This window comes from Acidovorax sp. NCPPB 3576, from assembly GCF_028473605.1.
Lineage (GTDB): Bacteria > Pseudomonadota > Gammaproteobacteria > Burkholderiales > Burkholderiaceae_C > Paracidovorax.
Map to the genome: position 1 here is coordinate 2,877,518 of NZ_CP097267.1, position 12,286 is coordinate 2,889,803.

Annotated in this window: 14 protein-coding genes and 1 pseudogene; 8 read left to right on the forward strand and 7 right to left on the reverse strand. The window is 62.3% G+C overall.

Translation table 11 applies throughout. The features are described from left to right. Window positions 1-77 precede the first annotated feature (77 nt). The gene (locus M5C98_RS13170) at window positions 78-1,541 is read left to right on the forward strand and encodes an iron-containing redox enzyme family protein (RefSeq protein WP_272547886.1); all 1,464 of its coding nucleotides are present in this window, start codon (window positions 78-80) and stop codon (window positions 1,539-1,541) included. Between the two features lie 36 nt (window positions 1,542-1,577). Here M5C98_RS13170 and M5C98_RS13175 read toward each other — a convergent pair whose 3' ends face one another. The 4 genes from M5C98_RS13175 to rpoN all read right to left on the reverse strand — a co-directional run bounded on the left by M5C98_RS13175 (window position 1,578) and on the right by rpoN (window position 4,514). Then, entirely contained in the window at window positions 1,578-2,027 is a 450-nt protein-coding gene (locus M5C98_RS13175) for a hypothetical protein (RefSeq protein ID WP_272547887.1), read from the reverse strand. 203 nt (window positions 2,028-2,230) lie between these two features. After that, the gene (locus M5C98_RS13180) at window positions 2,231-2,545 is read right to left on the reverse strand and encodes a KGG domain-containing protein (RefSeq protein WP_272547888.1); all 315 of its coding nucleotides are present in this window, start codon (window positions 2,543-2,545) and stop codon (window positions 2,231-2,233) included. A 278-nt stretch (window positions 2,546-2,823) separates the two neighbouring features. Beyond that, entirely contained in the window at window positions 2,824-3,054 is a 231-nt protein-coding gene (locus M5C98_RS13185) for a hypothetical protein (protein WP_272547889.1), read from the reverse strand. A gap of 89 nt (window positions 3,055-3,143) precedes the next feature. After that, window positions 3,144-4,514 carry an RNA polymerase factor sigma-54 gene (gene rpoN, locus M5C98_RS13190; protein ID WP_272547890.1) on the reverse strand — a complete coding sequence of 457 codons (1,371 nt, stop codon included), beginning with the start codon at window positions 4,512-4,514 and terminating at the stop codon, window positions 3,144-3,146. Window positions 4,515-4,797: 283 nt separating this feature from the next. On the opposite strand from rpoN, the gene M5C98_RS13195 reads away from it, so the two are divergent. The 6 genes and pseudogenes from M5C98_RS13195 (at window position 4,798) to M5C98_RS13220 (ending at window position 9,511) form a co-directional block, all read left to right on the forward strand. Next, entirely contained in the window at window positions 4,798-5,955 is a 1,158-nt protein-coding gene (locus tag M5C98_RS13195; RefSeq protein ID WP_272547891.1) for an ATP-binding response regulator, read from the forward strand. Between the two features lie 84 nt (window positions 5,956-6,039). Continuing rightward, a complete protein-coding gene (locus M5C98_RS13200; protein WP_272547892.1) occupies window positions 6,040-7,419 on the forward strand; it encodes a sigma-54-dependent transcriptional regulator in 1,380 nt (459 codons plus the stop codon). Window positions 7,420-7,472: 53 nt separating this feature from the next. Next, window positions 7,473-7,667: pseudogene (locus tag M5C98_RS24805) on the forward strand (hypothetical protein); the annotation flags it as partial. An 85-nt stretch (window positions 7,668-7,752) separates the two neighbouring features. Continuing rightward, complete coding sequence (locus M5C98_RS13210; protein WP_272547894.1) at window positions 7,753-8,217, forward strand: response regulator; 465 nt, start codon at window positions 7,753-7,755, stop codon at window positions 8,215-8,217. Window positions 8,218-8,450: 233 nt separating this feature from the next. Beyond that, window positions 8,451-9,299, forward strand: a complete 849-nt coding sequence (gene nadE, locus M5C98_RS13215; RefSeq protein ID WP_442867180.1) for an ammonia-dependent NAD(+) synthetase — start codon at window positions 8,451-8,453, stop codon at window positions 9,297-9,299. Between the two features lie 59 nt (window positions 9,300-9,358). Continuing rightward, on the forward strand, window positions 9,359-9,511 hold the full coding sequence (locus M5C98_RS13220) for a hypothetical protein (protein WP_272547895.1): 153 nt from the start codon (window positions 9,359-9,361) through the stop codon (window positions 9,509-9,511). Between the two features lie 44 nt (window positions 9,512-9,555). Here the strand turns inward: M5C98_RS13220 and M5C98_RS13225 are convergent, their stop codons facing one another. The 3 genes from M5C98_RS13225 to M5C98_RS13235 all read right to left on the reverse strand — a co-directional run bounded on the left by M5C98_RS13225 (window position 9,556) and on the right by M5C98_RS13235 (window position 11,747). Next, the gene (locus M5C98_RS13225) at window positions 9,556-10,296 is read right to left on the reverse strand and encodes a hypothetical protein (RefSeq protein ID WP_272547896.1); all 741 of its coding nucleotides are present in this window, start codon (window positions 10,294-10,296) and stop codon (window positions 9,556-9,558) included. A gap of 71 nt (window positions 10,297-10,367) precedes the next feature. Next, entirely contained in the window at window positions 10,368-10,553 is a 186-nt protein-coding gene (locus M5C98_RS13230; protein WP_272547897.1) for a hypothetical protein, read from the reverse strand. A 564-nt stretch (window positions 10,554-11,117) separates the two neighbouring features. Continuing rightward, window positions 11,118-11,747, reverse strand: coding sequence for a TetR/AcrR family transcriptional regulator (locus M5C98_RS13235; protein ID WP_272547898.1), 630 nt, complete (start codon window positions 11,745-11,747; stop codon window positions 11,118-11,120). Window positions 11,748-11,826: 79 nt separating this feature from the next. Between M5C98_RS13235 and sdhC the strand changes: the two genes are divergently transcribed. After that, the gene (gene sdhC, locus M5C98_RS13240) at window positions 11,827-12,264 is read left to right on the forward strand and encodes a succinate dehydrogenase, cytochrome b556 subunit (protein WP_272547899.1); all 438 of its coding nucleotides are present in this window, start codon (window positions 11,827-11,829) and stop codon (window positions 12,262-12,264) included. Window positions 12,265-12,286: the final 22 nt, after the last annotated feature.

Consider the following 12,286-nt stretch of genomic DNA (forward strand, 5'->3'; position numbering starts at 1 on the left):
GGGTCGCGCCATCTGGTGGTTTCTCACCCCTTTGCAGCGCAGCAGCATGAAGGCATTCTTCCAGCCCATAGTCAACGATGCTTGCACAAAAAATCCAACCGGCCGTCGCTTGCCAGGTCATTCCAGCAACCCACGCATTGAATGCACAGCGCCTGAATGCTGCAGCCCCTTACCGTCGGATCTACGAAGCGCTTTTGAAGCCCGCTCCCACGCCACAAGCCCGCCAGCAAGCCGCGCAGTGGCTGCAACGGCTCATGGACGAAAGCAAAGACATCCCCAGCGAACTGTGCGAAACACCCGAAGATCTGCATGCTTGGTCGAGTGAAAACGCCCAGGCTGTGGCACAACGCTACCAAACCTATCTGGACGAGCGGCGGGCAGGCGGTGAGCGCCAGTATTTCCGCAGCCGTGCCCATGCGCTGAACTTTCTGGCTTCAGTGGCTCCCACCAAAATGGTGGATGGATCCTGGCTATATGGGTTGGCGCTCCACACATCGAATGAGCGGCTGCGGCCTTTGCTGCAAACCTACCTGGAAGAACTCGGCGATGGCGTGGCGCACAAAAATCACGTCACGCTTTATCGCCAATTGATGCGGCGCCACAGCATTCATCAAGACCTGCAACTGGACGATGCCCACTATCTGCAGGGTGCTGTGCAACTGGCGCTGGGATGGAATGTCGAGCGGTTCTTGCCTGAAGTGATCGGGTTCAACCTGGCGTATGAGCAATTACCCCTGCACCTGCTGATCACCGCGTACGAACTCAACGAACTGGGCATCGATCCCTACTACTTCACGCTACATGTCACGGTCGATAACGGCGACAGTGGCCACGCATGGCAGGCCTGCGAGGCGGTGCTTCAGATGCTGCAGGTGCAAGAAGATCGCGGACACTTTTGGCAGCGCGTTCGGGCCGGAAGCAAGCTGGCAAACGCCGGTCGCGGTACACGGGAAGTGATCGAGTCCTTCGACGCCCGAGCTGAGGTCGTGAGAATTTTTGAACGCAAGGCGTCAGCCGGCGCAGGCATGCATTCCGATTACTGCCGCGTCGGTGGCCGCACCATCAATGACTGGCTGGGGCCCCAACGAGACATCGGCGCATTGCTGGACGCGCTCGTGGATGGCGGCTGGATCAAACTCGGCGCGCCGGTGGCACAAAGCCGTTTTTGGAACCTGCTCCAAGGAGAGCGTGCCGAAATGTTCGGGGTATTCACGGGATACGAGTTGCAGGTGATCCACGACTGGATACGTGGCGATGACAGCCGCGACGGGCAGGACTACGCCCAGCCATCCTCTGCCAATCAAACGCGCAGATTGCCTTCTTTCAGGGCATTGGCGCGTCACCGCTCAGGCGATCAAGCTCCCGGCCATTCAGAACCCACCCTGGACCCCGAACTGGATCGATTCAAGGCGCAGCTTCAATCGCTGGAAGGAGACCCGCGCCGGCAGTTCTTGAGTGCCGCCCTGTCGCCCGCGACCCATTGGACTTCGACGGGCCTTCTGGCGACCCGGCTCTTCATCAGCGAAGGCTGGGCGGACTGATCGGCTGCTCGGTAACCGCCTTCGGACTGCAACGATTCATGTCGGTGCAGGCAGCTGCAGCAAGGACGAATCGCTGCCAATGGCATTCAGCTGCCCATCCCCGCCGATGCGAAAGTGGGTATTGGAGCCGGTGGCAATCGCTACGCAAGCCGCAAAGCAGCGGGCAGGCATTGTCAGAGTACCGATGGCATCGGTGTCCGTGATTTCAAAACCGGCGGGCCGCGGTTGCTCGCTCAGGGTAAAGCCGATCAGCAGCATCTGCCCGAGGCCCGCCACCTTGGCGCCGATGAGTTCGATGCAGCCCACGGCCTGTTCGACGACCCAGCCTGAGGTGCAGTAAGGTGCATAGCCCCCCAGCGCAATGATGCGCACGCCGCGTGCTTTGACGACGCTGTATTGGTCCCAGGCAGGCGCGAGGTGGAGTGGGGAAAACTGCTGGAACAGCCCGCGATGGCGCGGCGCCCGTGTCGGGTAATTGGTGCTCATGGATGCCTCGGGGATGGGTTCGTGTGCACCACCCGCTCCCTGAGATCCTTTGACGCGATCCCACAGGGCTCGCAGGAACAACGGTTTGGCACACACCTATACGGTCCTGCGGCAATCGGTGTGCCTAGCCCTTGCGGGCCAGTAGTCCGCTGCCCGGACCATCCGGGCGCGTGCTGCGTACAGCCAAACTCAGGCGCATGAAATCAACGGCTTTTGGCGTTTTGGCTGCTGGCCGTGGACCTCTGCTCGACGGCGCCTGCGCGGGTTTTTGCGCCGGAACTGCCGTCTGACTTGACGTCTTCGTAGTTGGCACTGGCGCCTCCCGCCTTGGCAGCGCCCGAACTGCGGCTGCTGTGGCTTTTGGCGCCTGCTGCACGGGCTTCTTCGGATGTGAACTGATGCGCAGTGCCCTTTTGATGCGCTGCCTGTCCCCCCTTGCTGGAAATTTCGCGCTGCTTTTCTGCATCCATGGCAGCGAAGCCACGACTGCTACCGGATTGATTGCCTTGGTTGGCCATTTCGATGCTCCTTCAATGTGCTCCCGTGGAGGGGAACGGCCCAGGCCAGGCAGTGACGCCGGACTTGTCAGAAGAGAGGCAATCGACATGCCCAGCAGAAAAAACGCACAGCAGCCGTGTCGATGTCATCGCTCGGCAACAAGAGGCGCTCCTTCGGTAAAGCGATGCCGGATGCCGCCATATTTTCCAGTGACTCCCCTGACTCCAGCGTGCAATAAAAACCCGCTGCAGCGGGTTTGAATGCACCGATCGAAGGCCCCGGCAGTTACCGCACCGGATCAGGGTTGACCCGCTCGCGCCATCCACCGCGCCGTCTCTTGCCGGGCCTGCAGGCGGCGTGCAATGCCTGCGTACAACGTCCGCACCAGATCGATGGCGTCGGCATCCGCCTGCGCTGCGCTCGGACGCCACTCTGCGCAGGCCACGGTGGTGATCCGGGGCAAGGGCCCTTGCAAGACATCGACCAGTCCGCACCAATGCGCGCCGACTGCCACAGTGCGAGAAAACAAGGTCAAACCGTCAATGGACGTCCAAGCGCAAGCCATGAATGATCTTTGGTGAAGTGAGTCTGCACGGCCTCCAAGTGGAGGCGGTTGATTCAGAGGTTCTGGTGCCGTTCAGGCGCGGCCGAAATGCGGAGTGCCTGCCGATACTTGGTCACCGTACGCCGGGCCACCGAAAACCCTTGCTGCGCCAGCAGTCCCGCAATCGCAGCATCGGACAGAGCATGTGAGGGCGACTCTGCGGCGATCAACTCGGATACCAGCTGCTTGACCGCCGCCGGCGCACAGCTGCTGCCGTTGCTGGTGGACAGGCCCCGCGAGAAAAAATATTTGAGTTCGTGCAACCCAAACGGCGTCGCCATGAACTTGTTGTTGGTGACACGGGACACCGTCGATTCATGCACGCCCACTTCCTGCGCAATCTGCTGCAGTTTCAGCGGCTTGAGCGCCAGGGGGCCGTATTCGAAGAACGCCTGCTGGTGCCGCCCGATGGCGCGCGCCACCGCAAGGATGGTGGCAAAGCGCTGCGACACGTTGCCCACCAACCAGCGCGCCTCCTGCAAGCAGGCACTCAATGCAGCGCTTTCCGCGTTGCGCTTGCGCTGCTGGAATATCCGCACATACGCGGCATGCACGCGCAAGCGTGGCATCACCGCATCGTTGAGCACCATTTGCCATCCCCGCCCGCTGCGCACCGCAACGACGTCGGGAACCGCGCCAGGCACGTCGTCTTGCAGGAATGCCCGGCAGGGGCTCGGGTTGAGCGTGCGAATCAGAGCGCAAACCGACGCCGCCATGTCGCGAGATACGCCCAACGCCTCCGACAGCCGCGCAGGATCACGCAACGCCACGGCCTTCAGGTGGTTTTCAATGGCGCGGCGCACCAAGGCTCGTGAAGTGGCGCACTCCATCGTGTTCAATTGCAATAACAGGCAATGCCGCAGATCCACCGCAGCGACACCCGCAGGGTCCAACCCTTGCACACGGCGCCATGCCATGCGTATTTCCTGCTCGTCCGGCTTCGGGGCCAGCGGCATGGTATGCACGGCCTGCTCGATCTCACCGATGCCGCCGCGCAGGTAGCCCTCGTCGTCCAGCGACTCGATGACGGCCCGGGCCAGCAAAATGTCACGCTCTGGAAGGCGGAGCAAATCCAGTTGTCCATGCAAATGCGCACGCAATGAAATGGGTGCGGCCGACCGCTCCCAGGCAGCTTCTCCATCGCTGTCCGCGGACGGGATGCGACTGCCTGCGGAGGACAGGCTCCAGTCGCCCAGCGACGAGCCCTGGCCTTCCGGCATCGTTTCACCCTCATCGGCTTCCAGCAGCGGGTTGCTCTCCAAGGCCTCACGCACGGCACGCGCAAAATCCTGGGAAGACATCTGCAGCAGGCGCACGGCTTGCTGCAAGCGGGGTGAAGCGCTCTGGGTGAGAGCGGCGGATGTGCTCAGGCTAAGCTGGCTCATTGCAGGCCCGTTGAATGAGTAGTCATTTAAAGGGACAAAGCAAGGCATATGCCCATGCGCTCTTCTCTTTGGAAAGCAGGGCACACCGGCCTCAAAAAGCCATCCGTGCCAACCCAGCGGGACCGCCTATTGCACCGAACCGGTAGAGATTGCGGCAATTTCTGCCGGTTTTCGCTGCGAATGCGTGGCCATGTTCCGTTCTTACCGGCCTTGACTGGCACACGGCGTGCCGCAGAAGCTGGCTTGCCGGAAAACCATAACGAACGCCTTTTCCACTGCCATCATGAAAACCAACCTCATCCCTTACCCGAAGGCAGCACCCGGCGTGTCCGCTGAAGCCCATCCACGGCAGGGGCCAGACGAACGGCCACCGCCTGCCCGCCTGAATTCCACGCCGCCACAGTGGCCCTCCATGGCCGGCGTAGGGCATGAATTGCGCACACCTCTGGGCGCGTTGTCTGCGGCGTTGGAAGTGATTGCGCTCGCTGCCAATCACACGTCCATCCAGAACGAGGCGTGCGCTGTCGCCGTCCGGCAAACGCGGCATCTGTCCCTGCTGATGGAAGATCTGCAAGACGTTCTGGCGGCGCGCGAGGGGCGTCTTGAACTGCGATGCGTAGCGATGGATTTTTCGGAACTCGTGCGGCAGGCCTGGGAGGCCATGGTGAACTCCAGCAAAGGCTATGCGTACACCCAGCAGATCGCGCCGAATCTTCGGGTCATGGCCGATCCCCGGCTGATGCGCCGGGCGGTCGATCGGCTGCTTTGGAGGGCACACAAAGCGGCGGCTCCTGGCATGCGCATGGATCTGACCGTGTCCACGCAAGGGGGCGAGGTGCGCCTGGATGTCCGCGGCCTGCCCAAAGACAACTCCGGGCAGACCCTGGGAACGACAGGCCCGTTCCCGCTCGACCTGCATTTGCGCGCCGGCGCACCTGCCACCTTGGCGGACCTGCTGGCCGACCACGTCATTCAACTGCATGGAGGCCGCCTCGCATCGTCCACCGACGAAAGCGGCCGGTATCTTGGCCTGCCATGCCTGGGGGAGGCGCCTCCCCGGCCTGCCAGATCACGGCGCCCGAAGGTGCTGGTCGCATTGCAGGATGCGAGGAATCGCGAGACAGTCGTTCGAGCACTGGAGCAACAGGGCTACAGCGTGCTGGAAGGAGCGGTGACGCAGCCAGCACTCGACTTGCTGCTGCAGAACGTCCCAGACCTCGTTCTCACGGGCGCGCAGCCTGCACAGGAGGCCCGCCAACTGGCTGCAGCGGCCCGAGAAGCCGGCTACGCCGGGCGAATGGTGGTCGTGGCGGCGGCCAGTCCGTCCACGGATGAGGCGCTGGACGCCGGCGGCGCGCGGCGCGCAGGTTTCGACGCGTGGATGGCATGGGCCGATTTGCCGCAGGCGCTGACAGCCGCACTGGAATCCGGAAACGATTGAACTCTGTACTTTCGTTTACACGCACATCCGTAATCGCTGCAAATAATTCCTCTTTTTCAAATTCTTACTCAGCGGAGACTCTGCATGGCCCACGCCCTGGTAGTTGAAGACGATGCCGACTCCGCGCGCATGCTGGCGAGCCTGCTGCATACCGGCGGATTCACGGCAGCCACAGCGTCTTCGCTTCGGGACGCGCGCCGCCAGATCGCATTGCAGCGCCCCGATATCGTTCTTCTGGACCTGCAGTTGCCCGACGGCAACGGGTTGTCGTTGTGCGAAGAGGCCGAGTTGCTTTCCTATTCGGAAGTGGTCCTGATCACCGGCCATGCAAGCCTGGACACGTCGATCCAGGCACTGCGCCTGGGCGCGGCGGATTATCTGATCAAGCCGGTGGACACACGGCGCCTGAATGCCGTGCTGTCCCGCGCGCGTTCCCCCTCCACCCTGCTGGCCGAGATCCAGGACATTCGGCTGCAGTGGGAAGCGACCGGCCGCTTCGGGCACCTGCTGGGTCGGTCCTCCATCATGCGAGAGGTGTACGAGCAAATCGCGTGTGTGGCCGGCACCTCGGTCTCGGTGTTCGTGACGGGGGAAAGCGGCTCCGGCAAGGAACTGGTCGCCCGCACCCTTCACGATCTGAGCCGCAGGCGCGACGGGCCTTTCCTCGCGGTGAACTGCGGGGCCATCTCGCCCCAGTTGATCGAGAGCGAGATCTTCGGCCATGAGCGGGGCAGCTTCACCGGCGCAGACCGCCAGCATCTGGGTTTCTTCGAGCGGGCCAACGGCGGCACCCTCTTCCTGGACGAAATCACCGAGATGCCGCTGGAGCTGCAGGTTGAGCTGTTGCGGGTGCTGGAGACCGGCACCTTCATGCGCGTGGGCTCCACAGAAGCGCGGCACACCGATGTCCGCATCGTGGCCGCCAGCAACCGCAACCTGGCCCAGGCCGTGGTCGATGGCGCATTGCGGGAAGACTTGCTGTACCGCCTCAATGTGTTCCCCCTTCACCTGCCGCCCCTGCGGGACCGGCTGGAAGATCTGCCGCTTCTGGCGCAGCATTTCCTGGACGACATCGCCGCGCGCGAAGGGGGCCGCAAGACACTGACCGCCGCAGCACTCGAGCGGCTGGCCGAGTACCGTTGGCCTGGCAACGTGCGCGAATTGCGCAACGTGCTGCAGCGCGCCTTCGTGATGACCCAGGAAGGGCCCGTCACCGAGCGCTGGCTGCCACGCGATCTGGTGCCATCGCGGCCGGAGCCGGAGGCCGCGCCGCTCGCAGCCGACGGGGCCGCACTGGCCGAACTGCGGATGCCCTTGGGCAGCTCGCTGGCGCAAGTGGAGCGCGCGTTGATCCTCGCCACCTTTGCCCATTGCGGGCAACGGCGCGAGCAGACCGCCGCCATGCTGGGCATCAGCATGAAGACGCTCTACAACCGCTTGAAGGAATACGGCGCCAGCGCCTGATCGCTCGCTGAGCGCTGATGTGGCGAGCTCAGAACGAGCAGGTTCGAAGCGCCGCGGTGGCCGAGCCGCTGGCGCTGCACCTGGAGCATGAACTGGAGCGCATGCAGCTGCACCTGCGCGACACGGTCGAGCCGTACGAGGTGTCCACCGAAGAGATCAAAGCCAGCGACGAAGAGTTGCAGGCCATGAACGAAGAGCTGCGCTCGGCCACCGAAGAGCTGGAGACCAGCCGCGAGGAACTGCAGTCTGGCGCTGGTGCGCAGCATTGTGGAGCTGCACGGCGGCTCCGTGCAGGGCAGCAGCTCGGGTCTGGGCGAAGGCCGCGCTTTCACCGTGCGCCTGCCACTGCCTGAAGTGGAGCCGGCCGAGCCACCGTCGGCGCCCACACCGCAGGCATCTCTGCGAACGCTGTCCGACATCGCGCCCCGCGTGCTGGTGGCGGACGACAACACCGATGCGGCCTGGAGCATCTCCACGCTGCTGCAGATCTCGGGCTGCCAAGTCAGCACCTGTTCCGATGTCCCATCGGCGGTGCAAGCCGCACACCCGACCATGTCCGACGTGGCCGTGCTGGACATCGGCATGCCGGATATGAGCGGACACGAGGTGGCACGGCAACTGCGAGCCCTGCCCGGCGGCGCCCAGGTGCAGCTGATCGCTTTGACCGGCTGGGGCCAGGAAGCCGACCGGAGCACCGCGGCCGAAGCGGGGTTCGACGCACACATGGTCAAGCCCGTGGAGGTGCAAAAGCTCATCGCGCTGATCGAGGCTCACCAGCAAGACAAGGCCGCTCGCTGAGGCAAAACCGAATGCTATATTTTTAATAGCAATATGCCCTAGTATTTATTGCGGCAGAGGCCTTTTTGACCCCATAGCCTCTGGCGACACCTGGTGAGAGCGGATTCGCGGGCCTTCCTGCCGCAGCCGCGGCCTACCGGCGCTGTCCGACACCCGCGCCGGCGCCACGGCAGATAACTTTGTCCCTTTCGGCCCGGCAGCATCCCAGCCGGGCCCCATCCCTCGAGGAGCGAATGAAGATGAGAGAAAGGCCCAGCCAGCAGCAGATCTTGCAATCCTTGTCGGTCATGCGCGAGTTCGACGCCGAAGCCGAACTGGAGCGGCGCGTCGATTTCCTGGCGCAATACCTGGCCCGCAGCGGGCGCCGAAGCTATGTGCTCGGGATCAGCGGCGGCGTGGATTCGCTGGTCGCCGGATGCCTGGCGCAGCGGGCCGTGGCGCGCCGGCGGGCCTCTGGAGACAACGCCCGTTTCATCGCCATGCGCCTGCCCTACGGCCAGCAACGCGACGAGGCCGAAGCCGCCCGCTGCCTCGAATTCATCGGCCCCGACGAAGTGCGCACCATCGACATCCGCCCATCGGTCGATGCAATGCAGCAAGCCCTGCTGGCTGCCGGCGTGGACCTGGGCGATGCCAAGGCCGAAGACTTTCTCGTCGGCAACATCAAGGCCCGCGCACGCATGGTGGCGCAATACGCGGTGGCCGGCGCCACGGCGGGGCTGGTCGTCGGCACCGACCATGCAGCCGAAGCCCTGATGGGCTTTTTCACAAAGCATGGCGACGGTGCGGCCGACGTGCTGCCGCTGGCGGGGCTGAACAAGCGCCGCGTGCGCGCGGTGGGTTTTGCCATGGGCGCACCGCGCGATCTCGTGATGAAGGTGCCCACGGCGGACCTGGAAACGCTCACACCGCAAAAGCCCGACGAAGACGCGTTCGGGGTGAGCTACGACACCATCGACGACTTTCTGGAAGGCCTGCCCATCGACCGCGAGGCCGAGCGGGTGATCGCGAACACCTACCTCGCCAGCGCCCACAAGCGCGACCCCGCCGTGGCGCCGCAGGCAGCACAGCCCGGGCTCTGAAACCGGAGCGTCTTTGCCATCGGCTTGCGGCGCTGCCTTGGCGATCAACAGCCCGTCGTATGCGTGTGACCAGCGCGCATGGCGCGATCCAGACGCAGCAGTTTGCCTGGGCAAATGCCGATGCATGGCGGCATGAAACGGCGCCCAGGCAACAGAAAAATCCGCTGCAAAAAATACCGGCCGCCACCGTTGCCTATCAGCAAGCCCACTGACCCAACACCACAAGGAGCATTCCCGCGCGTGCTTTCAGAAGCGACTAGGTTTCGTCTGCACCGGAGCGGTGGTTTCGGAGGGCCACGGCACAACCCACCGCGAGGCCAATCGCAAAAGTCGCATAGACCGCCGCCATGGACCGTTTGGACAGATGGTGCTCAAAACCCGGGGTCAGCCGCTTGGGTGTCGCTGCGTAGTCGATCACAAAAGCCGCTGCGGTTGCCAGCCCGGCACTGGCCAGGGACTTCGACGCGCTGTCAGGCTTGGGCCGGCGATGGACCCAAAGCCACGCATACAGCAGGGCCCAGAACGTGGAAGAACCATGATGGATCGCATAGCCCACGGCCGTGTGGCGCCAGGATGGAGATTTTGCCGCCAAGGCCTCTCGATCCCACAACCAATGGCTGGTCGCATTGGTCGGAGCAGACAAGCTGCCCACATCGCTTTGGCCCCGCCACGCGAGCATCACGGTGGAGGCGACACTGGCAAAGGTGCCAGCAATCAACCCTGTGCGGATCACAGCGCGCATGGTTGTCCTCTGGCCATCCTGAGCAACGGCTTGGGTCGGATCGCCGGACAGCGGAGCCGAGTAATCGACCTTGGTCACAGCGACCGAGACCGGGTCACTCGCGGGAAACGACTCTTCGATTCCGTGGTCGAGTGCAGGCTCTTTGTGTTCGGGATCGATTGCCGATTTCAAGGTCGGCGCAGCGCCTTCGGGCGGAGGAGACGGGTGGCTTTCAGAGGTCGGGAAAGGGAAGGCGTCGGGACTGCGGTTGTTCATCGGAGGTTTCCTTCCAACGTCAATGAGTGAGTGCATGAACATGGTGCGCAGTGGGGTTCCAGCGACCCGGTTCAGCGGGAGGTTGTTGATGGGTCGTCCGGTGCCTCAGCGGCATCCTCCTTTCCTTCGCTTTCTCGCAACTCAGGGCGCGTGCCCGGCATCCGCTGCATCGCAGGATCTGTCTCGATGAAAGCCGGGCTGGGACGATCAGGATCTTTGCGTGGCTTGCCATCGCGGGAATCGACTTGGGTCACCATGGTCAAATCTTCAACAGGTGCCTGTTCGCGGCAGTGCACGTTTGCGTTTTTGGCGCACCCTTTGCCTCTCGTGATGCAGTGAAGGCGGTAGCGGATGAAATGGAAAGAGCAGTGGTTTGCATAGATTTCCTTCTCACAGTGAAATCAGTTTGCGAACCTCTTTTTCGCGCAGATGTAGGACTTCAGCGCTCATGCCAAATTTGGATAGGGAGATCCTGAATCCCAGCCTCTGGCTGACCTCCCCTTGGTTTTCCGAGGGGGGCAAACTATCCACAATGAACTGGCATGCAAGGCTTATGCGGCCTTGTCAGCGACCGCTGAAACACCAAAGAAAAAGGGCGTTCGCTGAATATCAGCGAACACCCTTGGACGTTATGGTGGTGGAGCTGGCGGGAAACAGTGAAGTAACCGCCAAAACACCTAAATGTTGTTGCAAATCAATGAGTTGCCGGACCCCCTACAAAGCTCCCCCATATCCAGACTATCGGGCGGGTTGTAAAAGTGTCGCCCCGCAGTGTAGCCCACGGTGTCGCCCTTGGCCGGACGATGATTGCGGACGGCGGTTCAATCTCTGGCACAAATGGCGCTGGACCCGTACACGCGCAAAAAAGCGTCCACTGCCCGCTCAACTGACAGGCCAACACGGCTTGGAGTCGGCTTAGGGGCGGCGTTGTAGAAAAACGAGTCCAGCCACTCGGCCTCCAACAGGGCTCGGAGTTGGATAGCCGCAAGATGACCGTCAGGGACGATGAGCGCACCTTGGGAGGACACGGCTTTGAAGTAAGCCACACAGACACGTAGCGCGACCCTAGGGCCTTCGTCAAAGCACTTGCGTTGAAGCTCACCTGCTCCTACCCCGTTCGCGGCCATCACAAGCCGCCGCAGCGCTTTGACATCATCAGAGCAAACGAGGGACGTGAAACGCTCTCCGAAGCGTGTCAACACCTCTCGGACGGGCGAGGCAATATCGTCTAGCACCGTGTACAGGTCGTGAAACTGGTCATCCAAGGCTTGCACCACAGCAGCGTAGAACAACTCCTCTTTCGACCCAAAGTAAGCGTATAGGGTCACTTTGGAGCATGGCGTGCGCTGCGCGATGTCATTCATCAATGCCCCGTCAAAGCCGTTCTCTTGGAACGACGACGCAGCGGCCCGGAGAATTGCCACCTTGCGGGCAGCGCTTTTGGTCTTCATACCACGAGTCTACGGCAGTGCGTCGAGGTAGAATCGAACATGAACCCATGAGTTCAGTTCAACACCGCAAGAGCCGCCTATGACCATCGAAAAAAAGAACCGCCGCGATTACCGCAATATTTCACTGTTGCAGCTTGTGCCTTACATGCTTCGATTCCCGGCATCAGCGTGGGTGTCGTTGTTGCACCGTGGCAGTGGCCTTTTGATGTTTATCCTGCTTCCGGCAATCATCTGGGCATTTGATGCGTCGTTATCCTCAGAATACTCCTTTGCCAAGCTTAAAAACGTTTTTGAGCATGGCTTCTCCATAGTGCCGGGTTGGTTTTTAAAGCTCGTGGTGCTGGCCGTGCTTTGGGCCTTCATCCATCATCTGATTGCGGGGCTTCGTTTCCTTGTACTTGACGTCAATCACGCATCGGTGGAGAAACGACGTTCAGGGCGTTCGGCGCGTTGGGTTCTCATCAGTAGCGTAGTGCTGACAGTAGCTCTTGGCGCGAAGCTGTTCGGGCTGTACTGAACGCCAGCTTGGCCGCTGACCA

Excerpts from the sequence above, each read along its gene's own strand:
- M5C98_RS13170 (WP_272547886.1), top strand. The coding sequence starts at position 78 with ATGCTTGCACAAAAAATCCAACCGGCCGTCGCTTGCCAGGTCATTCCA.
- M5C98_RS13200 (WP_272547892.1), top strand. The coding sequence starts at position 6,040 with ATGGCCCACGCCCTGGTAGTTGAAGACGATGCCGACTCCGCGCGCATG.
- nadE (WP_442867180.1), top strand. The coding sequence starts at position 8,451 with ATGAAGATGAGAGAAAGGCCCAGCCAGCAGCAGATCTTGCAATCCTTG.
- M5C98_RS13230 (WP_272547897.1), bottom strand. The coding sequence starts at position 10,553 with ATGGTGACCCAAGTCGATTCCCGCGATGGCAAGCCACGCAAAGATCCT.
- M5C98_RS13225 (WP_272547896.1), bottom strand. The coding sequence starts at position 10,296 with ATGAACAACCGCAGTCCCGACGCCTTCCCTTTCCCGACCTCTGAAAGC.
- M5C98_RS13195 (WP_272547891.1), top strand. The coding sequence starts at position 4,798 with ATGAAAACCAACCTCATCCCTTACCCGAAGGCAGCACCCGGCGTGTCC.
- M5C98_RS13220 (WP_272547895.1), top strand. The coding sequence starts at position 9,359 with ATGCGTGTGACCAGCGCGCATGGCGCGATCCAGACGCAGCAGTTTGCC.
- M5C98_RS13180 (WP_272547888.1), bottom strand. The coding sequence starts at position 2,545 with ATGGCCAACCAAGGCAATCAATCCGGTAGCAGTCGTGGCTTCGCTGCC.
- M5C98_RS13235 (WP_272547898.1), bottom strand. The coding sequence starts at position 11,747 with ATGAAGACCAAAAGCGCTGCCCGCAAGGTGGCAATTCTCCGGGCCGCT.
- M5C98_RS13175 (WP_272547887.1), bottom strand. The coding sequence starts at position 2,027 with ATGAGCACCAATTACCCGACACGGGCGCCGCGCCATCGCGGGCTGTTC.
- sdhC (WP_272547899.1), top strand. The coding sequence starts at position 11,827 with ATGACCATCGAAAAAAAGAACCGCCGCGATTACCGCAATATTTCACTG.
- rpoN (WP_272547890.1), bottom strand. The coding sequence starts at position 4,514 with ATGAGCCAGCTTAGCCTGAGCACATCCGCCGCTCTCACCCAGAGCGCT.